The organism is Novosphingobium sp. (assembly GCF_036820275.1).
Lineage (GTDB): Bacteria > Pseudomonadota > Alphaproteobacteria > Sphingomonadales > Sphingomonadaceae > Novosphingobium.
Map to the genome: position 1 here is coordinate 18,575 of NZ_DAISLT010000045.1, position 23,517 is coordinate 42,091.

Sequence of the window (23,517 nt, forward strand, 5' to 3'; positions counted from 1 at the left end):
CTCTTGAGGCGGCTTTCAGGCCCGTGCCTCGTTCACCCCGGCACTGTTGTGGCGCAGGGCCTTGAGCACGGTATCGACGATCTGCGGGGCATTAAGCCCGGCTTCGTCATACTGCGCTTCGGGCTTGTCGTGATCCTGGAACACGTCCGGCAGGCGCATGGTGCGGATCCTGAGACCGGCGTCGGTCAGGCCTTCGTCGCTCGCCATGGTGAGGACATGCGCGCCGAGGCCGCCGATGGCGCCTTCCTCGACGGTGACGATCACTTCGTGGCTCAGCATCAGCTTGCGGATCAGGTCGGTGTCGAGCGGCTTGGCGAACCGCAAGTCCGCCACGGTGGTGGAAAGACCCTTGGCTTCCAGCACATCGGCGGCCTTGAGCGTCTCGCCGAGGCGGGTGCCGAGCGAGAGCAGGGCGACCTTGGTGCCTTCGCGAACGATCCGGCCCTTGCCGATTTCAAGCAGTTGCGGGGTTTCGGGCAGGTCCACGCCCACGCCGTTGCCGCGCGGATAGCGGAAGGCGATCGGCCCGGCGTCGTACTGCGCTGCGGTGTGGACCATGTGGACCAGTTCCGCCTCGTCGGCGGCCGCCATGACCACCATGTTCGGCAGGGTGGCGAGGTAGGTCACGTCGAACGAACCGGCGTGGGTCGCGCCGTCGGCGCCGACCAGACCGGCGCGGTCGATGGCGAAGCGCACGGGCAGGTTCTGGATCGCCACGTCATGGACGACCTGGTCGAAAGCGCGCTGGAGGAAAGTGGAGTAGATCGCGCAGAACGGACGCATGCCCTGCGCGGCAAGGCCTGCCGCGAAAGTGACCGCGTGCTGCTCGGCAATGCCGACGTCGAAGCTGCGGTTCGGGAAGAGCTGCGTGAACCTGTCCAGTCCGGTGCCAGAAGGCATGGCGGCGGTGATGGCGCAGATGCGGTCGTCCTTTTCCGCTTCGGCGACCAGCGCCTTGGCGAAGACGCCGGTGTAGCTCGGCGGCCCGGCGGGGGCTTTGGCCTGCTCGCCGGTGACGACGTTGAACTTCTGCACGCCGTGATACTTGTCGGCGGCTTCCTCGGCCGGGGCGTAGCCCTTGCCCTTCTGGGTCACGACATGGACCAGGATCGGGCCTTCGGCGGCGTCGCGCACGTTTTCGAGAACCGGGACCAGCGCGTCGAGGTCATGACCGTCGATCGGGCCGACGTAGTAGAAGCCGAGTTCCTCGAACAGGGTGCCGCCCATCGCCATGCCGCGCGCGAATTCGTCGGTCTTGCGGGCGGCGGCGTGGAGCGGGCGGGGCAGGCGGCGGGCGAACTTGCGGGCGAGGTCGCGCAGGCCGAGGAACCGGCCCGAGGAGACCAGGCGCGCGAGATAGGCGGAAAGTCCCCCGACCGGCGGCGCGATCGACATGTCGTTGTCGTTGAGGACGACGATCAGGCGGTTTCCGGCCTCGGCGGCGTTGTTCATCGCCTCGTAGGCCATGCCCGCGCTCATCGCGCCGTCGCCGATCACGGCGATGCCGCGGCCCGGCTGGCGCTTGATCTTGTTGGCGACGGCGAAACCGAGCGCGGCCGAGATCGAAGTGGAGCTATGGGCGGTGCCGAAGGGATCGTATTCGCTTTCGGAGCGCTTGGTGAACCCGGAAAGCCCGCCGCCCTGGCGCAGGGTGCGGATGCGGTCGCGGCGGCCGGTGAGGATCTTGTGCGGGTAGGCCTGGTGGCCCACGTCCCAGATCAGCCGATCGGTCGGCGTGTCGAACACGTAGTGGATCGCGACGGTCAGTTCGACCACGCCGAGGCCCGAGCCGAGGTGCCCGCCGGTCTGGCCGACGGCGGAAATCATCTCGGTGCGAAGTTCGTCGGCCAGTTGACGCAGATCGGCAGGCTTCAGCTTGCGGAGATCGTCAGGAGTGTCGACGGTGTCGAGGAGCGGCGTGGCCGGGTTGGCTGTCATGGTCTGCTTGTACACTTTACGTGTTCTGGTGTCGAATTAAGCAGTGGGCAATATGCGGGTGCGGCCCGAAAGGACAGGAAAAACGTGGGACCCGTGGCTCCGCTGCGACGTTTCGAGACGTAAGGTGCCGTGATTTCGGCCGAAATCGCAGGCTCGACGGATATTCACCCCATTTCGTCATTGCGAGCGTAGCGAAGCAATCCAGAGCGGCTCTGCGCGACTCTGGATTGCTTCGCTACGCTCGCAATGACGAAAAGATGGCCCGCCGACGCTGGCCTGCCGACACTGGCATGATTGCGATGGAAGTGAGGGGCGCGGGTCCGCCTCAGCTACAGGCCGCGCAAGTGCCGCGCAGTTCCACTACCGGACGGACACCGGCAAATCCGGCCTGCTTCGCCGCGGCGATGAGCGCGCCGGTCAGCTTGTCGTCGTCGATATGGACGGCCTGGCCGCAGACGTCGCAGATCAGGAAGATGCAGTCGTGCTGGCAGCCGGGATGGCTGTTGGCGAGATAGGCATTGGCGCTCTCCACCCGGCGGGCGAGGTTGGTGCGCACGAAGAGATCGAGAATGCGGTAGACGCTGTTGGGCGCCACCCGCTTGCCGCGCAGGGCCGATACGCTTTCGGCGAGATCGTAGGCCGAGGCCGGGCGGTCGCGTTCGGCCAGCGCGCCGAAGACGTCGGCGCGCATCTCGGTCCACTGCTCGCCGGCCTTTTCAAGGGCGGCGCGGGCAGCTTCCACGAGGTTGTCGCCGGAGTGTTCGTGATGATGATGCGCATTAGCCATGTCGCCCATATGGGCATTGGCGCGGCGCTGCGCAATTGAAAGCTGGAAGGGCGTCCCGTGGTCGGCTGGCCCAGTCCGCCCTCGAGGTCAGTCGGCCTGCGCGGCAGCCTCGGCAGGCGGCACGATGCCATTGCCGAGCGAGTGATTGCCGATCCCCATCACGCCGAGCACCAGCAGCGCACCACCGGCGAAGCCGAGAGCGAAGAAGCGGTAGAAGTCGGCCTTGAAGAGTCCCATGACGAAAATCAGCTCTGTTGGTGTGGTACGATTGCGTGGCGCTCACTTGGAGCGAATCGCCTTGCCGTCCAGTGAATGGCGACGAACCGCGCCCAATTCTGCGACGAAGCGTTGATTCTCAGCGATGGAGCGGTGGAACCGTCACAATTCGGTCAATGAGTCGTGCCCGCAAACACCGCCGAGGCGACGGAGACGATCGCGAGACCGGCCACCGGCAGCGCCGCGCATCCGAACGGAAGAGCCAGCGCGCCGATCACGTGATGCGGCTTGCGGATGCGGCCGAGGCGCACCAGCACTGCCGCCGTAGCCAGCCCGACGAGGAAGGCGACAGTGACGAGCGGTCCCAGCCACATCAGCCACATATTCGTCTCCTTCGCTTCGTCGGACCCTGGTTCAAGCTGCGTGCTTGCCGATCAATGCTTGAAGTGGCGCATGCCGGTGAAGACCATCGCCAGACCCGCCTCGTCGGCAGCGGCGATGACTTCGTCGTCACGGATCGAGCCGCCCGGCTGGATCACCGCGGTCGCGCCTGCCTCGGCGGCGGCCAGCAGACCGTCGGCGAAGGGGAAGAACGCGTCGGACGCGACGGCCGAGCCGACCGTGCGGGCCTGTGCCCAGCCGAACTTCTCGGCAGCTTCAGCCGCCTTCATCGCGGCGATGCGCGAGGAATCGCGGCGGTTCATCTGGCCTGCGCCGATGCCGGCAGTGACGCCGTCCTTGGCATAGACGATCGCGTTCGACTTGACGTGGCGGGCCACGGTCCAGGCGAACAGGCAGTCCTTCAGTTCCTGCTCGGTCGGCGCGCGCTTGGTCACGACCTTGAGGTCGCCCACGCCGATGGCGCCGGCATCGCGGCCCTGCACCAGCAGACCGCCGGTGATCGGCTTCACGGTCAGGCCGGGGCGGCGCGGATCGGGCAGGCCGCCGGTCAGCAGCAGGCGCAGGTTCTTCTTCTTGGCAAAGAAGGCGCGGGCTTCCTCGTCGGCGTCGGGAGCGACGACGACTTCGGTGAAGATCTGGCAGATCGCCTCGGCGGTCGGGCCGTCGAGCGTGGTGTTCACGGCGACGATGCCGCCGAAGGCCGAGACGTCGTCACAGGCCAGCGCGCCCTGCCAGGCTTCGAGCAGGCTGGAGCCCTGCGCCACGCCGCAGGGGTTGGCGTGCTTGACGATCACGACGGCCGGATCCTGGCCCTTGAACTCGGCAGCGAGTTCGAAGGCGGCGTCGGCGTCGTTGTAGTTGTTGTAGGACAGTTCCTTGCCCTGCACCTGCTCGCCCTGGGCCAAGCCCTTGGTGAACGGGCCGACCGGCGTGTAGAGCGCGGCCTTCTGGTGCGGGTTCTCGCCATAGCGCAGCGTGGTGGCCAGACGGCCGTTGACGCTCAGCATCTCGGGGAACTCAAGGCCCTGATCGGCGAAGGCGAACCACTGCGAGATCATCGAATCGTAAGCGGCGGTCTGCGCATAGGCGCGCGCGGCGAGCAGCTTGCGGAAGGCGAGGGTGGTGCCGCCATCGGTGGTCTCCAGTTCGGAGAGCAGGCCGGCATAGTCCTTGGGATCGGTGACGATGGCGACGAAGGCGTGGTTCTTCGCGGCCGAGCGCACCATCGACGGGCCGCCGATGTCGATGTTCTCGATGATCTCGTCCCGGTCGGCGCCCTTGGCGACGGTCGCTTCGAAGGGATAGAGATTGACGACGACGAGGTCGATCGCGCCGATCTCGTGATCGGCCATGGCCTTGGCGTGTTCCGGGTTGTCGCGCACCGCCAGCAGGCCGCCGTGGACCTTGGGGTGCAGCGTCTTGACGCGGCCGTCCATCATTTCGGGGAAATCGGTGAGGTCCGAAATGTCCTTCACCGTGAGGCCCGCGTCGCGCAGTGCCTTGGCGGTGCCGCCGGTCGAGACCAGTTCGACCCCGCGCGCGGCGAGGGCCTTGCCCAGATCGGCGAGGCCGGTCTTGTCGGAAACCGAAAGCAATGCGCGGCGGATCTGGACGGTATCGGTCATGAAAATGGCCTCGTTCTGAAACTGGCGGACAGGGATTTTGCGCGCCCTCTAGGTCGCCAAGGTCCAAGCCGCAAGGTCAGGGTGCCACAAGCCATGGGGCTCGTCGCGGCATTTCACCCCATTTTCTTGATAAGCCAGCCGAAATTACCGCCTCCGCGCGAGACGAGTCCCTGGATCACGAGTTGCTGGGTCGCCTGCGGACGGCCTTGCCCGTCGACCCAGAGCGAATCCTCCAGCGTCACTTCGCCCGCGGTGCTGCGGAACTGCCAGAGGCTGCCGTCGGGCAGGGCCATGCCCGCGCCCTGTCCGTCCTCGGTGAGCAGCACTTCCACGTCGGCGCCGAGATGGAAGCGGATCGCGAAGCTGACCTTGCCGCGATGGCCCTTGCGTCCGGCGGGGATCAGCACGTCCTCGCCACGCAGCTCGCTGCCGTCGTCGCGCAGGATCAGGATGCGGCGGTGGGTCAGGCCGTAGCGCGCCTCGTAGCCGTTGTGGCTGGCCTCGACGCGGGTGGCGTTGCCGCCGTTTTCCTGCACCAGCGTCTTGCGATCGATATCGACTTCGCTGACGCCGCCGCCGATCGCGCCGTTGATGAGGATGGCGGTGGAATTGGCATCGTCGAGCGTAAGGGTCGAATGGGCGGCGGTGGCGCGCAGACCCTGTTCGAGGCGGACCGGCACAAGCCCGCCGCCGCTGGCGGAGCCGCCGCAGTTGACCACCAGGCGATGTCCGGAATGCGACATCTCGAAGGCCAGTGTCGAGGCGCAGCCGTAGCGCGCATGGGCGGGCAGCGGCGGCGGCGCGGTGTCGAACTGGAGGATCGTCTTGTGCGCGAGCACGCGCTGGTAGCCCCACTGGCGCACTTCGCGCAGCGGGCGGGTGCGCACGCCGGTCGCCTTGACGAGGGCCTCGACGTCCTCGCCGTCGACGGCCCAGCCGCCTTGCCAGGAACCCAGTGAACCGTCGCCGTGAGTCAGGGCGAGAAGCGGGGGGACGAGCAGCTCGATCACCCGCTCGACCGCCTTGGGCGCATCGCGGCGGGTGGCGTGGTAGCAGTTGCGCAGCCGCACCAGCAGCGCGATGGCTTCCATCTGTGCGAGCGGGCTGCGGGACAGCACGCCGCCGTCGTCGCCGATCAGTTCGCCCAGCGCCTTGATAAGCCCGGCCTCGCCGTAGAGGCGGCGCGGGCGGCCTTCGGGCAGCAGCAGCCCGGCGGCGACGATCGCGCTCCACCCGGCCACGGCGGCGAGTTCGTCCTCGGCGCGGCCGACATGGCGGTCCAGCCAGCGGGCGGTCTCGGAAATGTGGGCGAGGGTGCGGTTGCGCAGCGCCTTTTCGCCGGAGAGGATCAGCGGGGCATGGGCCAGCCAGTTCATCAGCCGCGCGCCGGTGTTGCCGACATCCCAGGCGGGACCCTTGCCGGGCTTGGCGGGCGGCTTGGGATTGGCCTGGAGCCAGGCGGTGAGGATGCGCTCGGCAACGGCGGTGCCCTGCTCGCGCGGGGCGCAGGCTTCGAGGTCAGTTAGCCAGGAGAAGCTGTGGACCACGCGCTCCAGCGGCGGTGTGACCCGCGACGGCCCGGCATAGTCGACCTGAGCGATCGGGGTCTTGGCGCCGTGGATCAGGAAGTGCCCGGCGCGCAGGGCGGTCCCGGCGGCGGCATGGCCGGGCAGGGTGTTGTTGACGGTGGCGAGCAGACGCGTGCGGGCTTTCTTGCCCATCGGCGCGGACAGCATCGAACCGGGAATGCCGAGCTTGTAGGCGAAGCGGATCAGCCGCTCGCCCGCACCGACCGAAGGCGCGGAGAAATCGGCCAGCGCCAGAGCGCGGCCGCCGTCGATCTGGGCGATCTCGACCTGTGGTTCCGGGCGGGGCGGCAGGAAGTCGGAATCGTGGAGATCGGGGGCGAAGGCGGTGATGTCGGTTATATCGGGGTCGGCCCCGTGAACGGCTGCATTCTGGAGGGCCGGAGATCCGCTAACGCTCTGATTCAAGGCAGCCTCCTCGCTCCCGTTCGGTGTTGCATCCTCCGCAGGAATCGCCGGATGCCCGCCGGGGTTCCCGATCGGGAAACGCGGATGGGCGTCCAGCTTCATCGTTTCAGGCCCTCTCGTTTCAGGCGAGCCCCTTCAGGGCGCGGATATTGGCGGCATATTGCGAAGGGCCGCCGCGGAACGTCGCGGACCCGGCCACCAGCACATCGGCGCCCGCGGCAACGCAGAGCGGCGCGGTCTTGGCATCGACGCCGCCGTCCACTTCGAGGCGGATGTCGCGGCCCGACTTGTCGATCATCTTGCGCACGGCCTCGATCTTGCGAAGCTGGCTGGAAATGAAGCTCTGGCCGCCGAAACCGGGGTTCACGCTCATGATGAGGACAAGGTCGATCTCGTCGATCAGATAGTCCAGCATCTTGGCCGGGGTGGCCGGGTTGAGCGAGATGCCCGCCTTCTTGCCGAGATTGCGGATCGTCTGCACCGTGCGGTGGACGTGGGGGCCGGCCTCGGGATGAACGGTGATGTAGTCGGCGCCTGCCTCGGCGAAAGCTTCGAGGTAGGCGTCGACCGGAGAGATCATCAGGTGGACGTCGAAGACTTTGGCGGAATGCGGGCGCAGGGCCTTCACCACGGCGGGGCCGATGGTGATGTTGGGCACGAAGTGGCCGTCCATGACGTCGACGTGGATCCAGTCGGCACCGGCTTCGTCGATCGCGCGGACCTCCTCGCCCAGGCGGGCAAAGTCGGCGGACAGGATGGACGGCGAGATCAGCGGCGTGGTCATGGTAAAGAACGGTACTCCTCGATGCGAAGGATAGGGCACCAGATATTGGGGGTACAAGCGGGGTGGAGCCGTTTTCCACACGCCATATGGAGGAAGTCCCTTATGGCCGCCCGCCGGGTCTTCCTGCCGGTCTTGTGAATTGCCAATTCAGAGTGCATTCACGGCCCCGATGGCAGTGCGGCGCTTGGAAATTTCATGGGCCACAGGTCCTTGAATGCATGATGGAACCGGAGATGAGATTGACGTTCCCCAAGGTTTCTCCAAAGGCTTCCCCAAAGGCTTCTGTTGTGGTGGCAGCCGGGCTTGCCGCCCTTGCCGTATCGGCTCCGGCCGCCGCTGAATATCGCGAAGAAATCCGCAACGATATGAGCCAGTGCCGCTCCGGTGGTGGTCCGGCGATCATGGTTACCGTGGACGGGATCAAGTCCTCGGAAGGACGCATGCGCGTACAGTCCTATCGCGCCACTTCTGCGGAATGGCTCGCCAAGGGCAAGTGGCTGAAGCGGATCGAGGCGCCTGCCAAGGCGGGCACGATGACCTTCTGCGTGCCGGTTCCGGCATCGGGCACTTACGGCATTGCCGTCCGTCATGACGTGAACGGGAACGGCAAGACCGATCTCGGCTCGGATGGCGGGGCGATGTCGAACAATCCCTCGATCAACATCTTCAACCTTGGCAAGCCGAGCTACACCAAGGTCGGTGTGCCGGTGGGCCGTGAGGTGAAGTCGATCCGCATCCAGATGCGGTATATGTGAGATGCACTGACCTTGCATGGCATGGCGCCGCGCAAGGTCCTTTAAGCCTCACAAAACGCTCGCAATGACGGATGAGGGAGTGAACTACCGTGCGAACGGAGGGCACGGCCTCGCTGGCGGGTGACTAGCGCCGTTTCGCCAGGATCGCCCGGGCGTCCACGAGGTCGGAGGGCTTGTCCACATCGACAGCCGCTAGCCCGTCCCGCGCGGCGACCAGGCGGGCTTTCACACCGATCTTCGTGCCCAGTCTCGCCAGCGCGGAGGAGAGGGTAAGGCGGCCGAGCGCATAGCTCGCCAGCATGCCGAGACCCAGCCGCGCGGCGATGCGCCAGGGGCGCTTGCGGTCGGCCTCGACCAGCTTCCAGGTTTCGATCGCCGCTTCGGCGCGGGGTGTCTTCAACAGGAACAGGTTGCAGCCGGACCAGTGGCCGTCGGCGAAGCGCAAGTACGTGCGCCGCGATCCCGGCATCGCCGTCTCGATCGCCTCGCGCCGGGCCAGCAGTACGGAGACGTCGGCGTCCTCTGGCGTATCGCTCAGGAAATTGCGCACCCACTGGCCACGCAGCAGGGCATGGTCGGAGGTCGTCACCAGCATCGGCGCGCCGAGCAGGACGAAGCCTGCCGCGACGCTGGCGCTGGGTCCGGCTTCGGCGGGAATCGTCTCGCAGCCGAGCAGTTCGGCGAGGGCAACCACTGCCGGATCGTTGGCGACGACGGCAAGGCGCGCCATCCCGGCATCGCGCAGGGCCTCCACGACATGGGCGAGCATCGGCTTGCCCTCCAGTTCGACCAGAGCCTTGTGGGTCAGGCCTTCCGCCGCCGCGACCGGGTCGGGCGCACCGGGTCGGGAGCCTGCGAGAATCAGCGCCGAAGGGGTGTCGGTCGTCATGCGGTCCCTCGCTGCATCGCCTTCTTCGCCCGCCAGACGTGCCAGAGTACGCCGGGCGCCGAAAGCACCGGATGCCGTTCGCGCCAGGGCGTGATCGCCACCGGCACGCCGGTGTGGCGTTCGATTTTCCATGCGGCATAGCGCGCGGCGCCTTCGAACGTCGTCGAGGCCTTGAGCAGGCGCAGGACATTGTAAGGCTTGCCGAGCCGCTGGCGGCGCTTCCACCAGTCCAGGGTGCGACTGCGATCGCGCGCGGAAAGCTGCGGGCGAAGCGTGCCGGTGGGCAGGCGTTCGAAACGGATGTCGTCGGCAGTGAGGGCCAGCGGCAGCAGGCCGTCGAAGTGTTCGCGGTTCACGGAGAGGATCGAATCCTCCCGGCCCGCCTTTTCCACCCGGAACTCGGCGGCGTATGTCGCGCGGAACAGCGCGCGCCAGTAGTCCTCGGGCGTGCCGGTCTCGGGGCCGAGGGCGACGGCGAGCCGTGCGGCGGTGCGCGCCGCGCCGGAAACGGCGGCGGCGACGCGGCCGAGTGCGGCTTCGTCCCGCTGCCAGGCGATACCGCTCGGCTGGACGAAGCGGGCCCAGATCGTGGTGTCGAGCAGTTCGCCGGCGGCGGCGGCGCGGAAGGTTTCCAGCGCCATCGTCGCGACTTTGGCGCGCAGCGGCACGCCTTCAAAGGTCCATTCGTGATAGCTGACCCGCGGCCAGATCTTCTCGACTTGCGGGCCTTCGGTGAGGACGTAGAAATCCAGCACGCCCTCGAGCGAGCCGGTGCGCAAGTTGGAGCCGTAGAACAGTACGGCTACGGCGTTGTCGGCGGCTGAAGCCAAACGCTCCGCAAATGCGCGGACTTCGGGCACGACGGAGCGTTGCAGCGCCTGGCTTACGCGCCCTTCCAGATCTTGGGTCATAGAGTCATGCTCGGGCACCGGCCGCGCGAAAGCAAGCGCGCCGGTGCCTTGAATGCCGGAAAGGTCAGGGGACCACGAAGGTCAGCTGCGGGCCTTCTTCGAGCACGTAGTTGCCGCCAGGGAAAGCTTCGCCATCGAGGATGAACGAACCGCCCAGTTCAAGGTCGACCGCGCTGGCGCTCAGGCGGTGTGTGCCGCGGCGGTCCAGGAACTTGCCGGTCAGGCCGAACAGGATCGCGGGCAGCAGCGCGACGATCCAGCGCACCGGCCAGTCGATCACGCCCAGCTTCATGCCCGGCGCGACGTCGCGGCCGAAGGGGCGGGCGCCGAGCGGGAACTTCTCGAAGGTGGTGGCGACGGCCATGAAGCGCTCGTCGGCGCGACCAGGGCCTGCATAGGGCAGGTCGCGGCCGGTGTGACGGTCGATCAGGCGCATCGGGGTGCAGGAACGCCAGGGGTTGCCGGTGCGGCCGAACAGTGTCTGGATGATGCCCCAGAGCACGCTCAGGCCGACCGCGAAGCTGTTGAAGGCGCCGCGGCGATGGGCTTCCTGGCCGGCCTCGGTGGCAAGCGAGAAGGCGCCGGTGCCGAGGATGAAGCCTTGCACGCAGCCGCTGCTGCCGTCCTGCGACGAGATGCGCAGCGGACGGCGGTTGACGGTCTTGCCCTTGTGTGCGGCGGCCAGCGCTTCGGCCAGCGACCAGTGGGTCGGCAGGCCGATGTCGATGGCAAGCGCGTTGGTCTTGCCCTTGGGCAGGACGATGAAGGTGGGCCATTCGTCGCCGAAGATCTCGGCGCCGCAGGTCAGAACGTCGCGAACCGTACCGTCGCCGCCGTCGACCACCAGGTAGTCGATGCCGCGACGCGCGAAGCCGTCCAGCACGCCGAACAGTTCCGTGCGGGTGCGCGGGGTCTCGGTCAGGATGTTGGAGCAATCCTCCATCTCGGGCGCGTGGCCCTTGTTGCGATGGCTGCGGGGATTGCGGATGATGCCGACGAGAGGCACGGCACGGCCACGACGGGCCACGCGCGCAGGGCCAGTGGCCTTGCGCTTGCCTTGCTCACCGAAAGTCGGCAGCGTTTCGAATTCGTAGATGGTTCCGTACACGGGGGCCTATGTAGGCATCCCGCGGCCAAAAATCATCAGGAAACATTCACTGACACATTAAGGTTACAGTTGTATGGCGTTTTTGCGCCACTTGCAAGACGGGCAAAATGTGCCGCATTTTCCGCAAGTCCCGAAGTTGCCTCGCAGAGGGGGACGGATTACGGCCACAAGCATGGTCGAACATGACAATCTCCCTCCCGTCGTCACACTCGGCGCCAACCCGGTCAAGCTCTGGGGTTTGACGATGGCCGAGCGCGTGGCGCGGATCGCCCGTGCCAATGGCGCGCAGTCTGATTCCCGCTCTGCGGTTGCCGGCGGCGAAGGCCCCGCCATCCTGTCCAACGCCGCTTTCGCGTGGGATCCGGCCTGGTTCAAATACGTCACATCGCGTCCTGGCATGGTCCTGACGCTGGGCGGCGTTCCCGCATTGGCCCATGCTGCCGACGGAACGCAGGCCGCCCGAATCGCCGAAGCCATGAGTGCCCGGCGGCCGCTTGCAGAGAATGCCGGGCTTGAGGTGGTCGCTTATGAAAGCGGCCCGACGATCGAGAACAAGCAGCTGCGCAAGCGCGAGACGCCGTTCCTGATGGCGCTGACGCCGCAGAGCGTCCGCACCATCGAGCGGGCCAGCTATTTCGGTGCCTACAAGGGTGTGACCGACGTGCTGACCAAGTACCTCTGGCCCGAATGGGCGCTGGTGCTGACGCGCATCTGCGCAAAGCTGCATATCACTCCGAACATGGTGACGGCGGTGGGCGCGGTGTTCTGCGTCGCCGCCACCGTGCTCTTCGCCTATGGCCATTACTGGTTGGGCATGGCGCTGGGTCTGGTGTTCATGGTGCTGGACACCGTGGACGGAAAGCTCGCGCGCTGCACGATCACCTCGTCGGAATGGGGCAATGTCGCCGATCACGGCATGGACCTCGTCCACCCGCCGTTCTGGTGGTGGTTCTGGGCGACCGGTCTGGCGACATGGGGCCTCGACTATGATGAAGCCACGTTCTGGTGGGTGCAGGGCGCCATCCAGGGCGGCTATATCGTGCAGCGCCTGATCGAGGGCCTGTTCATGAGGCAGAACGGCCTGATGCACATCCACGTCTGGCGCCAGTTCGACAGCCGGTTCCGCCTCATCACGGCGCGCCGCAATCCGAACATGGTGATCCTGTTCGTGGCGATGCTGTTCGCGCGGCCCGACCTCGGCCTGATCGCGGTCGCCTGGTGGACGGCGATTTCCTGCCTCATCCATGCGGTGCGGCTGGTTCAGGCCTGGATCGTCCGTGGACGGGGCGGTAAGATCACGTCCTGGCTTGCGGATGCCTGACGGAGAGACGACGATGAACGCGACGATCGAGAAGTTCGGCTTTCCTAATACGCTCGTCGCGGAATTCGCGCATTGGGTGGTGCTCGCACGGCCCGCACAGCCGACGCTGGGTTCGCTGGTACTGGCCGCCAGGTCCGATGCGACGGCCTTCGGCGATCTTCCCGTTGAGGCCCATGCCGAGTTGAAGACCGTCACTGCCGCCGTCGAGGCGGCGCTGACTAGGGCGGTCGGCTATGCCCGGCTCAACTACCTGATGCTGATGATGGTGGACCCCCACGTCCACTTCCACGTCATCCCCCGCTACGAAGGCGCGCGCGAGTGGCAGGGGCGCGAGTTTGTCGACTGCGGCTGGCCCAAGGTGCCCGATCTCGGGCACGCGGTGGCGCTGGAGGGTGACGACCTCGCCGGGCTGGTCGAGTGGTTGAAAGGCGCGTTCGCCTGATACGCGGTGTCCAGCCGAGGGGGGCTTCGACAGGCTCAGCCTGAGCGGTTTTGAAAGCAATGTGCCCGATACCCGCTCAGGCTGAGCCTGTCGAAGCCCCCTCGGCATGGCCGACATGGCCCGAGCCGTCCGAACCCAGTCCGGACGGCTCAAACCTTCTCACCAGGTATCGGTCAGCTTCGTTGCAATCTCGATATCATTGAGGAAGTCGACTTCCGCCCAGTCCAGACCCTCGATCGAAACGGTGCCGACCTTGCCGGTGGGCGCGATCGAATCGATCACCTTCAGATACCAGTGCTGGACGCCCTCTGGCGTGCGCATCGCCTGGCGGACGGTCTCGCGGAACAGGTCGGCCCCTTCGCCGCGGAAGGCGAGGAAACCGATCGATTCTGAATTGGACTGCGCCGCCGTCAGCGTCTTGCCGATATGGACGAGGCGGCCGTCCGCCTCGCGCTCCACTTTCATGTCGTCGCTGTCGTACCCTTCCGCCTTCACGTCCACGGTGACGGTGATCGGCCAGGTCCTGCCCTCGGCATCGGTCGCGCCCTGCTGGACCTTCCGCACGATATCCTCGGAAACGAGCGTGTCGCCGTTGAGGATCAGGAAGTCCCCGCGCATGGCTTCGCGCGCGATCCAGCAGGAGCCGAGGTTGTCGGCCACCTTGAAGAAGGGGTTGAAGCGGATGTTGATTTCTACGCGGGGATCGCGAATCGCGCTCAGGTGCTCTTCCAGCATGTCGGTCATGAAGCCGGTGACGACGTCGATCCGCTTCACGCCGCCGCGCGCCAGCATCTCGATCTGCCATTCGATCAGCGACTTGCCGGAAAAATCGATCATGCACTTGGGCCGCTCGGCGGTGAGCGGAAGCAGGCGCGAGCCCTGGCCGGCGCTGAGGAGAATGGCGTGTTCGATCATGGATTATCACGTTTCGTCAAAGGGGAGATGCCCCGCATCTAGGGGCTGCGGGGCGAAAGGAAAAGGTGCGTGTCCAAGGCTCCGGTGGGTGCAGGCCTGCGCGAAAGTGGCACAGATAGGTTCAGCATGGGGAAATCCCGGGTCGCCATAGCTTGCAAGTCCCTTCCCCCTCGTTCACATGCAGCCGCAATGTCCGCCAAATTTCACCGCCGCGAGAGCAAATCTCCGCTAGGGCGGATCATACAGAACACGGCCTGGCTGCTGGGCGGCAAGGGCTTCGGCGCCGTCTGCGGCCTGGCCTATCTCGCCATCCAGACGCGCTCGCTCGGCCTCAAGGATTTCGGCCACTTCTCGCTGATCTTCGGGACGGCGCAGGCGCTGATCGCGCTTGCCAGCTTCCAGACCTGGCGCGTCGTGGTCCGCTACGGCAGCGAACACGTCCACCAGAAGGACTGGGGCAAGCTCGGCCGCCTCGGCATGCTCTGCGGCTTGCTCGATGGGGTGGGCGCGGTGATCGGCTGCGGGCTGGCGGCGATCCTGATCTACGGGTTCGCCCATAAGCTGGAACTCAACCCGCATTTCGTGGACGTGGCCTTCTGGTTCTGCGTCGGGTCGCTCTGGGCGCTGGTTTCGGCCCCGACCGGGATCGTGCGCGCGCTCAACCGCTTCGACATGGCCGTCTATGTCGAGGCGATCGTGCCGAGCGGCCGCCTTGCCGCCTCGCTCGTCATCTGGCTGACCGGGCCGAGCGTCGGCCGCTTCCTGTTCGCCTGGGCGGCGATCGATATCCTCGAAGCCCTGCTCTACTGGATCATGGCGCGGCGGCTTTGCCCGGAAGCGGTGAACCTCTCGAACTTGCGCAACTGGCGCAAGGCGATCGACGAGAACCCCGGCGTCACCCGCTTCTTCATGCAGACTTACGCCGCCTCCACGCTCGATGCGGCGATGCGGAACGGCCCGCTGCTGATCGTCGGCGCCTGGGTCGGCACCAAGGCGGCAGGTCTCTACCGCCTTGCCGCGCAGCTTTCGCAGGCGCTGAGCAAGCTGTCTTCGCTGCTGACCCGCTCGGTCTATGCCGAAGTGGCGCGCGCGCGGGTTTCCTCGGCGGCGGCGGAGTTCCGCAAGCTGGCCTTGCAGACCAGCAAGATTGCCGGTCTCGCCGGAATCGTGGTGATCACGGTGGCGGTGCTGCTGGGCAAGCAGATGCTGGAATTCATCGGCGGTGAGGACTTCGAACAGGGCGCGGCGATCCTCGTGCCGCTGACCCTTGCGGCGAGTTTCGACCTGGCCAGCGTCGCTTTCGAGCCGGTTCTCCACGCTACGGGCCGGGCGCGTCATTCGCTGGTCGCACGGCTGATCGCGCTGGTCGCGCTGGCGATCGGCCTGGTGTTCCTGCTGCCGGTCGGCCCGAGCGGCGCGGCCTGGGCCGTGGCTCTGGGCGGCGCGGTGTCCTACGTGGTCATGGGCCTCATGGCGTGGCGCACGCTCCAGCAGATCGACCGCAACGAGATCAGCATCGCGCCCGATCCGGACGACGATCTGCCGGTGGCGGACTCGGCTACCTGAGTCTCGACAGGCGCGGATCGAGGGCTATCATGCCGGTATGTCCTCATCCGCGAACACCCTGATCGAGCAGGCCCACGGCCTTGCCGACCGCATCGTCGCGCTGCGCCGCGCCATCCATGCCGAACCCGAGATCGGCCTGCACAATCCGAAGACGCGGGACAAGATCCGCGCGGCTCTGGCCCACCTGCCGCTCGACTGGCGGGACGGACCCTCGACCACTGGACTGATCGCCACGCTCAAGGGCGGCGCGGGCGAGGGCGGCAGCGTGCTGCTGCGCGGCGATACCGACGCCCTGCCGATGCCCGAGGAAACCGGGCTGCCTTTCGCCTCGACCGTCCCCGGCGCGATGCATGCCTGCGGTCACGACACCCATGTCGCCATGCTGGCCGGTGCGGCGGAGATTCTCGCGGGCCGGGCGGAGAGCCTGCGCGGCGAAGTGCGCTTCATGTTCCAGCCGGGCGAGGAAGGCCACCACGGCGCCCGCTTCATGCTGGAAGACGGACTGCTCGGCGGCGAGGGCTTCGATCGTCCGCTGCCGGATGCCGCCTTCGCGCTCCACATCATGCCCAATGCGCCGCACGGCGTGATCGGCGGCCGCGCCGGACCGCTGATGGCGGCTGCGGACGAGCTGCGCATCGTCGTGACCGGGCGCGGCGGCCATGCCTCGATGCCGCACGACACGGTCGATCCGGTGCCGGTCGCCTGCGAGATCGTCCTGGCCATCCAGACGATGGTCGCGCGCCGCTACAGCGTGTTCGATCCGGTCGTGGTGACGATCGCCAAGGTCGAGGCCGGCAGCGCGCACAACGTCATTCCCGACACCGCCCGGCTTACCGGCACGATGCGCACGCTGTCGGCGGCCAATCGCGCGCGGCTGAAGGAGGAACTGCCGGTGCTCGTCGCCGGTATTGCCGGAGCCCACGGATTGAAGGGCGAAGTCACGATCCTCGAAGGCTTCCCGGTGACGGTCTGCGATCCGCGCGCGGTGGACTTCGGGGAGCGCGTCGCCCGGAGTCTCTATGGCGAGGCCGCGTTCCAGCGCCTCAAGGACCCGATCATGGGTGCGGAAGACTTCGCCTATGTGCTGGAAAAGGTGCCCGGCGCGATGTTCTTCCTGGGCGTGGCGGAAGACGGCGCCGACTGGAAGCACTGCTGCGGCATTCACTCGACGAAGATGATGGTCGACGAAAAGGCCCTGCCACGCGGCGCCGCCTTCCTGGCCGGATTGGCGCAGGACTGGTTGCAGCGCGGGTTCGGTTGAGAGAGCTTACGCCTTCACGTCTTCCCATTCCGGGTGGCGCCTGAACGCGGCGACGACGTAGCTGCACAAGGGCGCGATCTTGAAGTGGTTTTCCCGTGCGTCGGCGACCATCGCTTCGACCAGCCGTGCCGCCACGCCGCGATTGCCGATCTCGGTGGGGACGAGCGTGTGGTCGGCATAGTGCACACCGTCGCGGGTCTGCCAGGTCAGGTGGCCGGTCACGTCGCTGTCGGCGAGGTGGGCCTGGTATTCGCCGCCGGTGGCGGTTTCGTGCTTGGTGATGGTCACGCCGACCATGGGCCAATCTCCTTCTTGGTGGCGCCTGCTTGACGGGGCCTGTGTCCGCTCGCAGTGCATATGGTCATGAAATTCCTCTCCGACAACGCCGCCAAGGTCCATCCGAAGGTATGGGACGCCATGAAGGCGGCCGACGCGCCCGATTCGCCCTATGACGGCGATGCGCTCAGCCGATCGCTGGACGATCGCTTTTCCGCGCTGTTCGGGCGGGACTGCGCGGCGCTCTGGGTGGCGACCGGGACGGCGGCGAACTGCCTTGCCCTGTCCGCCATGGTCGAGCCGCACGGCGCGGTGATCTGCCACCGCGAGGCGCATATCGAGATGGACGAGGGCGGCGCGCCGGGCTTCTACCTGCACGGCGCCAAGCTGCTGCTGGCCGATGGTGAAAGCGCGAAGATCGCGCCAGAGGCCATTGCGCGGGTGATCGATCCGATCCGCGACGGCGTCCATCAGGTCCAGCCCCACGCGATCTCGATCACCCAGGCGAGCGAATACGGCTGCGTCTACCGGCCCGAGGAACTCACCGCACTGGCCCGCCTCGCCAAGGACAAGCGCCTCGGCCTGCACATGGACGGCGCGCGTTTCGCCAATGCGGCTGCGTTTCTGGGCGGCGACGCGGCTGAGGCGGCGGGCGAGGTCGATGCCCTGAGCTTCGGCATGGTCAAGAACGGCGCGATGAGCGCGGAGGCGATCGTGTTCTTCGATCCGGCCATGGCCGACAAGGTCCGCTTCCGCCGCAAGCGGGCGGGGCACCTGCAATCGAAGGGCCGTTATCTCGCCGCACAGATCCTCGCGATGCTGGAAGGCGATCTCTGGCTGGACAATGCGCGCGCCGCCAATGCCGCGGCCGGTGAGATCGCGGCTGCGGCAAAGGACCGCCTGCTCCATCCGGTGGAGGCGAACGAGATCTTCCTGATCTCCACCGCCGTGGAGCGGCTGGCGCTGCGCGAGCAGGGCTTCGAATTCTACGATTGGGGCGACGATGCCGCGCGCCTCGTCACCGCCTGGGATTCGCGCGAGGATCACGTTTCGGCGCTCGCCCGCGCGATTTCCGCATTGTGAGCGAGAGTTCCGATTCCGCGCCGGGCTTCCTGACGCCCGCGGTGGCGCTGCCGTTCCTGCTGGTCGCGCTGATCTGGGGATCGACCTGGTTCGTCATCACCGGCCAGATCGGCGACGTGCCTGCAAGCTGGTCGGTCGCCTGGCGCTTCGTGCTGGCGACCCCGGCGATGTTCCTGGTCGCGGTGGTGATGCGGAAGAGCCTGAGGCTTGGCGCGGCGGGCCATTGGCTGGCGCTGGCGGTGGGCGTGGCGCAATTCTGCGGCAACTACAACTTCGTCTACCGCGCCGAGATGCACCTGACCTCGGGCATCGTCGCGGTGATGATCGGGCTGTTGCTGGTGCCCAATGCGGTGCTGGCGCGACTGCTGCTGGGCCAGCCGATCACCTGGCGTTTCGCGATCGGCAGTGCCATCGCCATTGCCGGGCTGGCCTTGTTACTGCTGCACGAGGCGCATGAGGCACCGCTGGGCGGCAAGGTGCTGCTCGGCACGGTCTTCGCGCTGATCGCGATGATCTGCGCTTCGGTTTCGAACGTGATCCAGGCCAACGAGACCGGCAAGGCGCTGCCGATGGTCAGCCTGCTGGCCTGGGCCATGCTCTACGGGACCCTTGCCGATCTTGCCGTGGCCTGGGCGACCTCCGGGCCGCCGGTGATCCCGCGCGACGGGATGTACTGGCTGGGCACTGCCTATCTCGCGATTCTCGGCTCGGTGGTGACTTTCCCGCTCTACTACACGCTGATTCGCCAGCTCGGCGCGGGCAAGGCGGCCTACAACGGGGTCATGGTCATCATCATCGCGATGCTGATCTCTACCGCCTTCGAGGGCTACCGCTGGTCGCTGCTGGCGTTGGCCGGAGCGGCATTGGCGACGGTGGGGCTGGTCGTGGCGCTGAGGGCGCGCAGCCCCTCGCGGTAGGTCGGGAAGCGCGGGCGCCAGCCGAGCACGCGCCGGGCCTTGCCATTCGCCACCCGGCGATTCTCGGCATAGAACCCGCGCGCCATGGCGGAAAGCCGCGCCTCCTCGATCGACTGGAGCGGCGGCAGGGGCAGGCCGAGCAGGCGGCAGGCCTCCTCCACCAGCGTGTTCTGGCCGCATGGCAAGTCGTCCGCGAGGTTGTAGGCGCCGGTCGGCCCTTCGAGCCCGGCGACCACGCCTGCGGCAATGTCCTCGACATGGGCGCGGCTGAATACCTGCTGGGCCAAGGCGATGCGGTGCGCGCGTCCGTCCCGCACCCTGTCCAGCATGGAGCGGCCGGGGCCGTAGATGCCGGGCAGCCGATAGACCCGCGCGCCCAGCTTGAGCCATTCGCCGTCCGCCTCGGCCCGCGCGGTGCGGCGGCCGGTGCCGACCGGCGCGCTCTCGTCCACCCAGGCGCCGCCGGTATCGCCGTAGACCCCGGTGGAGGAGAGGTAGGACAGCGGCATGCCCTTCAGCGCATCGCCGTAGCGCTCCAGCACCGGGTCGAGCGGCTCACCCCGGCCTTCCTTGCCGGGCGGGACCGAGGAGAGCACATGGTCGGCATCGGCCAGCGCGAGGCGCACATTGCTCTCGTCGTCGAAGGAAAGCGTGCCGTCGCTGCCGGTGGAGACCACCTCCCAGCCGCGAGGCGCGGCCTGCCGGGCGATCGCTTTCGCGGTATAGCCCAGTCCGAAGATGAACAGGCGCTTCGGCGGGACGGCAGGCATGAGGCATTCCTCTCGTTTCGGCAGTGAATTCGTCTCGGCCGTGAATTCGTCGCGGCAAGTCTGGCATTCGAGGGACAAGGCTCTAATTTAGCGGCATGGACATTGCCAGCACCCCCGCCTCGCCCGACGCCGAAACGCAGATGGCGGATGCCGCTCCCGCCCCTCAGGCGCCGCCGGTCATTCGCCGCGAGGACTATCAGCCGCCGGCCTGGCTGGTGCCGCAGATCGCGCTCGATTTCCGCCTGGGCATCGACGAGACCCATGTGCTCTCCACGCTTTCGGTCCGCCGCAATCCCGCAGGAAACGGCGCCTCGGCGCTGCGGCTCAACGGCGACCAACTCACCCCGCTGGCCATCCGCGTCGATGGCGAGGCAGTGAACGACTGGCGCATGGACGGTGCCGACCTGCTGGTCGAACTGACCGGCGATGCCCATGAGGTCGAAATCGAGACCTCGGTGAATCCGGCGGCGAACAGCCAGCTCATGGGCCTTTATGCCTCGAACGGCATGCTCTGCACCCAGTGCGAGGCGGAAGGCTTCCGCCGCATCACCTTCTTCCCGGACCGTCCGGACGTGCTCTCGACCTATTCGGTGCGCATGGCGGGCGACAAGACCCGCTTCCCGGTCCTGCTCTCCAACGGCAACTGCACTGCGACGGGAGAGGGCGAGGACGGCACCCACTGGGCCGAATGGCACGACCCCTGGCCCAAGCCGAGCTACCTCTTCGCGCTCGTCGCGGGCGATCTGGTGGCGAACCATGCCGCGTTCACCACGCGCTCGGGCCGCAAGGTCGATCTCAATATCTGGGTCCGCGCCGGTGACGAGCAGCGCACCAGCCACGCGATGGATTCGCTGATCCACTCGATGAAGTGGGACGAGGACACCTTCGGGCGCGAGTACGACCTCGACCTGTTCAACGTCGTCGCCGTGTCGGACTTCAACATGGGGGCGATGGAGAACAAGGGGCTCAACGTCTTCAACACGCGCTACGTCCTTGCCGAGCCGGAAACCGCCACCGATGCGGATTACGACGGCATCGAGAGCGTGATCGGCCACGAGTATTTCCACAACTGGTCGGGCAACCGCGTGACCTGCCGCGACTGGTTCCAGCTTTCGCTCAAGGAAGGCTTCACCGTCCTGCGCGACCAGCTGTTCAGCGCCGACATGGGCAGCGAGGCGGTGAAGCGCATCGAGGACGTGCGGGTCCTGCGCTCGGCCCAGTTCCCCGAGGATTCGGGGCCGCTCGCCCATCCGATCAGGCCTGATTCCTATCAGGAAATCAGCAATTTCTACACGGCAACGGTGTACAACAAGGGCGCCGAGGTGATCCGCATGATGCGGACCATGGCCGGACCCGAGACGTTCCGCCGGGGCACCGACCTCTACTTCGATCGCCACGACGGCGAGGCGGCGACCTGCGAGGATTTCGTCAAGGCCATCGAGGACGGCACCGGGCTGGACCTCACGCAGTTCCGTCTCTGGTACTCGCAGGCAGGCACGCCGCAAGTCGCCGTGGAACTGGCCCATCGGGGCGAGACGGCGACGCTCACGCTGACCCAGACGGTTCCGGTCACGCCGGGTCAGCCCGAAAAGCAGGCCGTGCCGATTCCCCTGCGCGTGGCCCTCTATGACCGCGATAGCGGCCGCCATGCAGGCGAGCAGCTGATCGTGCTCGACAAGGGCAGTGACAGCTTCACCTTCGAAGGCTTCGCGCGTCCGCCGGTGGTCTCGATCAACCGCGGCTTCTCGGCCCCGGTCGCCATCGACATCGAGCGTTCGAACGAGGACCTCGTGTTCCTCGCCGCCCATGACGACGATCCTTTCGCCCGTTACGAGGCGATGCAGAGCCTGGTGGTCCAGCATCTCGTGGCCGCCGTCGGTGGCGGCCTGTCGGATTCCGCCCGCGCCGAGGGCCGCAAGGCGATTGGCGAGGCTTTCGCTGCCGTGCTGGCGGACGAGGCGCTCGACGACCTGATGCGCGGCGAACTCATGGTCCTGCCGGGCGTCGCCTATCTCGCCGAACAGGTGCTGGTGGCTGACCCGGCCGCGATCCATGAGGAGCGCGAGGCGCTGAAGGCATGGCTCGGCGGCGCGCTGGCGCAGCCGCTGGCGGTGCTGCACGATCGGGTTTCCGCCGTGCCCTATGGCCGCGATGCCGCCGCGCGCGGCGCGCGCAAGACCAAGGGGCAGGCGCTCGTGCTGATCGCCTCGGGCGACGCTGCCGAGGGCGCCCGCCGCGCCATCGCGCAGTACCGCGCCGCTGACAACATGACCGACCGCCAGTCGGCGCTGACCGTGCTCTGCAACCTCGAAGGCCCGGAGCGGGAGGAGGCCCTTGCCGACTTCCACCGGCGCTACGAAGGCAATGCCCTCGTCATCGACAAGTGGTTCGCGCTCCAGGCCGGTTCGTTCCACCCGGACGTGCTCGATCATATCGAGGCCTTGGCCCGGCATCGGGACTTCACGCTGAACAACCCCAACCGCGCCCGCGCGCTCTACATGACGGCGGCGGTAAATCCCAAGGCGTTCCACGATGCGAGCGGCGCGGGCTACCGGATGATCGGCGAGCTGATCCGCAAGCTCGACCCGATCAACCCCCAGACCACTGCGCGTTTCGTGCCGCAGCTCGGGCGCTGGCGGCGGATCGAACCCACCCGCGCCGCCATGATGCGCGCCGAACTGGAGAAGATCGCCGCCGAGCCAAGCCTCTCGCGCGACGTGCGGGAACAGGTGAGCAAGAGCCTTGGTTGATTCCGGACACGAGGCCGTCGAGGTCAATCGCGCCCGATTGCTGGACGGCCTGCCGCACGGTTTCCTCGGCCGTCGCGGTGGGGTGAGCGCGGGCGATGTCGCGGGCCTCAATGTCGGCCTCGGTTCCGGCGATGAACCGGCGGCGGTGGCCGAAAACCGCCGCCGCGCCGCCGACGCGGTCCTGCCCGGCGCGCCGCTCGTTTCCGTCTATCAGGTGCATTCGCCCGACTGCGTGATTCTCGGCGCGGACATGTGGAGCGACGCCGAGCGTCCCCATGCCGATGCCCTCGTCACGGACCGGCCCGGCGTGCTGATCGGCGTCGTCACCGCCGACTGCGCGCCGGTCCTGCTTGCGGACCGCGAGGCCGGTGTGGTCGGCGCGGCCCATGCGGGATGGAAGGGCGCCATCAGCGGCGTGACCGACAGCACGATCGCCCGGATGATATCGCTCGGCGCCGAGCGGGCGCGGATCGTTGCTGCCGTCGGCCCCTGCATCTCCCGGAATTCCTACGAGGTGGACACGGGTTTCCGCGACCGCTTCCTGGCCGAGGTTGCCGACAATGCACGATTCTTCGCCGAAGGGCGCGAAGGGCACTGGCAGTTCGATCTGGAGCTGTATGTAGCCGCGCGGCTGGAGGCTGCGGGGATCGCCGACGTGGAGCGTCTCGGCCTCGATACTTATGCGGCGCCCGAGCGTTTCTATTCCTATCGCCGGGCCACGCACCGCGGCGAGGCCGCCTACGGACGCCAGATTTCGGTGATCGCGGCGGGCTGATACAGGCCCGTCCGGCCTGGCCGCCGAGCGGT

At 67.2% G+C, this 23,517-nt stretch carries 22 protein-coding genes; 9 read left to right on the forward strand and 13 right to left on the reverse strand.

Annotation, left to right across the window (positions count from 1 at the left end; all coding sequences use genetic code 11):
* Positions 1-15: 15 nt before the first annotated feature.
* From dxs to rpe, 7 genes are all read right to left on the reverse strand, one after another.
* The gene (gene dxs / locus V7066_RS24350) at positions 16-1,938 is read right to left on the reverse strand and encodes a 1-deoxy-D-xylulose-5-phosphate synthase (RefSeq protein WP_334185550.1); all 1,923 of its coding nucleotides are present in this window, start codon (positions 1,936-1,938) and stop codon (positions 16-18) included.
* A 325-nt stretch (positions 1,939-2,263) separates the two neighbouring features.
* Positions 2,264-2,725, reverse strand: a complete 462-nt coding sequence (locus V7066_RS24355; protein ID WP_442947371.1) for a Fur family transcriptional regulator — start codon at positions 2,723-2,725, stop codon at positions 2,264-2,266.
* Between the two features lie 87 nt (positions 2,726-2,812).
* Positions 2,813-2,962, reverse strand: coding sequence for a hypothetical protein (locus V7066_RS24360; protein WP_334185552.1), 150 nt, complete (start codon positions 2,960-2,962; stop codon positions 2,813-2,815).
* Between the two features lie 152 nt (positions 2,963-3,114).
* On the reverse strand, positions 3,115-3,324 hold the full coding sequence (locus V7066_RS24365) for a hypothetical protein (RefSeq protein WP_334185553.1): 210 nt from the start codon (positions 3,322-3,324) through the stop codon (positions 3,115-3,117).
* 51 nt (positions 3,325-3,375) lie between these two features.
* Positions 3,376-4,968: a bifunctional phosphoribosylaminoimidazolecarboxamide formyltransferase/IMP cyclohydrolase gene (gene purH / locus V7066_RS24370; RefSeq protein WP_334185554.1), complete on the reverse strand. Its 1,593-nt coding sequence runs from the start codon at positions 4,966-4,968 to the stop codon at positions 3,376-3,378.
* Between the two features lie 113 nt (positions 4,969-5,081).
* Positions 5,082-7,064 (reverse strand): heparinase II/III family protein, encoded by a 1,983-nt coding sequence (locus V7066_RS24375; protein WP_442947372.1) that lies wholly within the window; start codon positions 7,062-7,064, stop codon positions 5,082-5,084.
* 19 nt (positions 7,065-7,083) lie between these two features.
* Complete coding sequence (rpe, locus tag V7066_RS24380) at positions 7,084-7,746, reverse strand: ribulose-phosphate 3-epimerase (RefSeq protein WP_334185556.1); 663 nt, start codon at positions 7,744-7,746, stop codon at positions 7,084-7,086.
* Positions 7,747-7,979: 233 nt separating this feature from the next.
* On the opposite strand from rpe, the gene V7066_RS24385 reads away from it, so the two are divergent.
* Entirely contained in the window at positions 7,980-8,501 is a 522-nt protein-coding gene (locus V7066_RS24385) for a DUF2141 domain-containing protein (RefSeq protein WP_334185557.1), read from the forward strand.
* 124 nt (positions 8,502-8,625) lie between these two features.
* Here V7066_RS24385 and V7066_RS24390 read toward each other — a convergent pair whose 3' ends face one another.
* The 3 genes from V7066_RS24390 to V7066_RS24400 form a co-directional block, all read right to left on the reverse strand.
* Entirely contained in the window at positions 8,626-9,390 is a 765-nt protein-coding gene (locus V7066_RS24390) for a nucleotidyltransferase family protein (RefSeq protein WP_334185558.1), read from the reverse strand.
* The gene (locus tag V7066_RS24395) at positions 9,387-10,301 is read right to left on the reverse strand and encodes a hypothetical protein (RefSeq protein WP_334185559.1); all 915 of its coding nucleotides are present in this window, start codon (positions 10,299-10,301) and stop codon (positions 9,387-9,389) included. Before V7066_RS24395 ends, V7066_RS24390 begins: the two co-directional genes overlap by 4 nt.
* Before the next feature lie 64 nt (positions 10,302-10,365).
* Entirely contained in the window at positions 10,366-11,409 is a 1,044-nt protein-coding gene (locus V7066_RS24400) for a diacylglycerol/lipid kinase family protein (RefSeq protein WP_334185560.1), read from the reverse strand.
* 172 nt (positions 11,410-11,581) lie between these two features.
* Between V7066_RS24400 and V7066_RS24405 the strand changes: the two genes are divergently transcribed.
* Positions 11,582-12,730 carry a CDP-alcohol phosphatidyltransferase family protein gene (locus V7066_RS24405; RefSeq protein WP_334185561.1) on the forward strand — a complete coding sequence of 383 codons (1,149 nt, stop codon included), beginning with the start codon at positions 11,582-11,584 and terminating at the stop codon, positions 12,728-12,730.
* A 13-nt stretch (positions 12,731-12,743) separates the two neighbouring features.
* The gene (locus tag V7066_RS24410) at positions 12,744-13,172 is read left to right on the forward strand and encodes an HIT family protein (RefSeq protein ID WP_334185562.1); all 429 of its coding nucleotides are present in this window, start codon (positions 12,744-12,746) and stop codon (positions 13,170-13,172) included.
* Between the two features lie 159 nt (positions 13,173-13,331).
* Here the strand turns inward: V7066_RS24410 and V7066_RS24415 are convergent, their stop codons facing one another.
* Complete coding sequence (locus tag V7066_RS24415) at positions 13,332-14,087, reverse strand: phosphocholine cytidylyltransferase family protein (protein WP_334185563.1); 756 nt, start codon at positions 14,085-14,087, stop codon at positions 13,332-13,334.
* Between the two features lie 189 nt (positions 14,088-14,276).
* Between V7066_RS24415 and V7066_RS24420 the strand changes: the two genes are divergently transcribed.
* Positions 14,277-15,653, forward strand: a complete 1,377-nt coding sequence (locus V7066_RS24420) for a lipopolysaccharide biosynthesis protein (RefSeq protein WP_334185564.1) — start codon at positions 14,277-14,279, stop codon at positions 15,651-15,653.
* Between the two features lie 37 nt (positions 15,654-15,690).
* Positions 15,691-16,914, forward strand: a complete 1,224-nt coding sequence (locus tag V7066_RS24425) for a M20 metallopeptidase family protein (protein ID WP_334185565.1) — start codon at positions 15,691-15,693, stop codon at positions 16,912-16,914.
* A 6-nt stretch (positions 16,915-16,920) separates the two neighbouring features.
* On the opposite strand, the gene V7066_RS24430 is transcribed toward V7066_RS24425, so the two are convergent.
* Positions 16,921-17,211 carry a GNAT family N-acetyltransferase gene (locus V7066_RS24430; RefSeq protein WP_334185566.1) on the reverse strand — a complete coding sequence of 97 codons (291 nt, stop codon included), beginning with the start codon at positions 17,209-17,211 and terminating at the stop codon, positions 16,921-16,923.
* 66 nt (positions 17,212-17,277) lie between these two features.
* Between V7066_RS24430 and V7066_RS24435 the strand changes: the two genes are divergently transcribed.
* Together V7066_RS24435 and V7066_RS24440 are read left to right on the forward strand one after the other, a co-directional pair.
* The gene (locus V7066_RS24435) at positions 17,278-18,273 is read left to right on the forward strand and encodes a threonine aldolase family protein (protein WP_334185567.1); all 996 of its coding nucleotides are present in this window, start codon (positions 17,278-17,280) and stop codon (positions 18,271-18,273) included.
* Complete coding sequence (locus V7066_RS24440; RefSeq protein ID WP_334185568.1) at positions 18,270-19,190, forward strand: DMT family transporter; 921 nt, start codon at positions 18,270-18,272, stop codon at positions 19,188-19,190. The genes V7066_RS24435 and V7066_RS24440 overlap by 4 nt, the downstream gene beginning before the upstream one ends.
* Here the strand turns inward: V7066_RS24440 and V7066_RS24445 are convergent.
* Positions 19,100-19,960, reverse strand: a complete 861-nt coding sequence (locus V7066_RS24445; protein ID WP_334185569.1) for an SDR family NAD(P)-dependent oxidoreductase — start codon at positions 19,958-19,960, stop codon at positions 19,100-19,102. The two genes, V7066_RS24440 and V7066_RS24445, sit on opposite strands and share 91 nt — an antisense overlap.
* Before the next feature lie 95 nt (positions 19,961-20,055).
* On the opposite strand from V7066_RS24445, the gene pepN reads away from it, so the two are divergent.
* Together pepN and pgeF are read left to right on the forward strand one after the other, a co-directional pair.
* Positions 20,056-22,710, forward strand: coding sequence for an aminopeptidase N (pepN, locus tag V7066_RS24450; protein ID WP_334185570.1), 2,655 nt, complete (start codon positions 20,056-20,058; stop codon positions 22,708-22,710).
* Positions 22,703-23,485 (forward strand): peptidoglycan editing factor PgeF, encoded by a 783-nt coding sequence (pgeF, locus tag V7066_RS24455; protein ID WP_334185571.1) that lies wholly within the window; start codon positions 22,703-22,705, stop codon positions 23,483-23,485. The genes pepN and pgeF overlap by 8 nt, the downstream gene beginning before the upstream one ends.
* Positions 23,486-23,517: the final 32 nt, after the last annotated feature.

Excerpts from the sequence above, each read along its gene's own strand:
- V7066_RS24425 (WP_334185565.1), top strand. The coding sequence starts at position 15,691 with ATGTCCTCATCCGCGAACACCCTGATCGAGCAGGCCCACGGCCTTGCC.
- V7066_RS24365 (WP_334185553.1), bottom strand. The coding sequence starts at position 3,324 with ATGTGGCTGATGTGGCTGGGACCGCTCGTCACTGTCGCCTTCCTCGTC.
- V7066_RS24405 (WP_334185561.1), top strand. The coding sequence starts at position 11,582 with ATGGTCGAACATGACAATCTCCCTCCCGTCGTCACACTCGGCGCCAAC.
- pepN (WP_334185570.1), top strand. The coding sequence starts at position 20,056 with ATGGACATTGCCAGCACCCCCGCCTCGCCCGACGCCGAAACGCAGATG.
- V7066_RS24410 (WP_334185562.1), top strand. The coding sequence starts at position 12,744 with ATGAACGCGACGATCGAGAAGTTCGGCTTTCCTAATACGCTCGTCGCG.
- V7066_RS24420 (WP_334185564.1), top strand. The coding sequence starts at position 14,277 with ATGTCCGCCAAATTTCACCGCCGCGAGAGCAAATCTCCGCTAGGGCGG.
- V7066_RS24395 (WP_334185559.1), bottom strand. The coding sequence starts at position 10,301 with ATGACCCAAGATCTGGAAGGGCGCGTAAGCCAGGCGCTGCAACGCTCC.
- V7066_RS24415 (WP_334185563.1), bottom strand. The coding sequence starts at position 14,087 with ATGATCGAACACGCCATTCTCCTCAGCGCCGGCCAGGGCTCGCGCCTG.
- purH (WP_334185554.1), bottom strand. The coding sequence starts at position 4,968 with ATGACCGATACCGTCCAGATCCGCCGCGCATTGCTTTCGGTTTCCGAC.
- V7066_RS24355 (WP_442947371.1), bottom strand. The coding sequence starts at position 2,725 with ATGGCTAATGCGCATCATCATCACGAACACTCCGGCGACAACCTCGTG.
- rpe (WP_334185556.1), bottom strand. The coding sequence starts at position 7,746 with ATGACCACGCCGCTGATCTCGCCGTCCATCCTGTCCGCCGACTTTGCC.
- dxs (WP_334185550.1), bottom strand. The coding sequence starts at position 1,938 with ATGACAGCCAACCCGGCCACGCCGCTCCTCGACACCGTCGACACTCCT.
- V7066_RS24435 (WP_334185567.1), top strand. The coding sequence starts at position 17,278 with ATGAAATTCCTCTCCGACAACGCCGCCAAGGTCCATCCGAAGGTATGG.
- V7066_RS24390 (WP_334185558.1), bottom strand. The coding sequence starts at position 9,390 with ATGACGACCGACACCCCTTCGGCGCTGATTCTCGCAGGCTCCCGACCC.
- V7066_RS24445 (WP_334185569.1), bottom strand. The coding sequence starts at position 19,960 with ATGCCTGCCGTCCCGCCGAAGCGCCTGTTCATCTTCGGACTGGGCTAT.
- V7066_RS24385 (WP_334185557.1), top strand. The coding sequence starts at position 7,980 with ATGAGATTGACGTTCCCCAAGGTTTCTCCAAAGGCTTCCCCAAAGGCT.
- V7066_RS24430 (WP_334185566.1), bottom strand. The coding sequence starts at position 17,211 with ATGGTCGGCGTGACCATCACCAAGCACGAAACCGCCACCGGCGGCGAA.
- V7066_RS24375 (WP_442947372.1), bottom strand. The coding sequence starts at position 7,064 with ATGAAGCTGGACGCCCATCCGCGTTTCCCGATCGGGAACCCCGGCGGG.
- V7066_RS24360 (WP_334185552.1), bottom strand. The coding sequence starts at position 2,962 with ATGGGACTCTTCAAGGCCGACTTCTACCGCTTCTTCGCTCTCGGCTTC.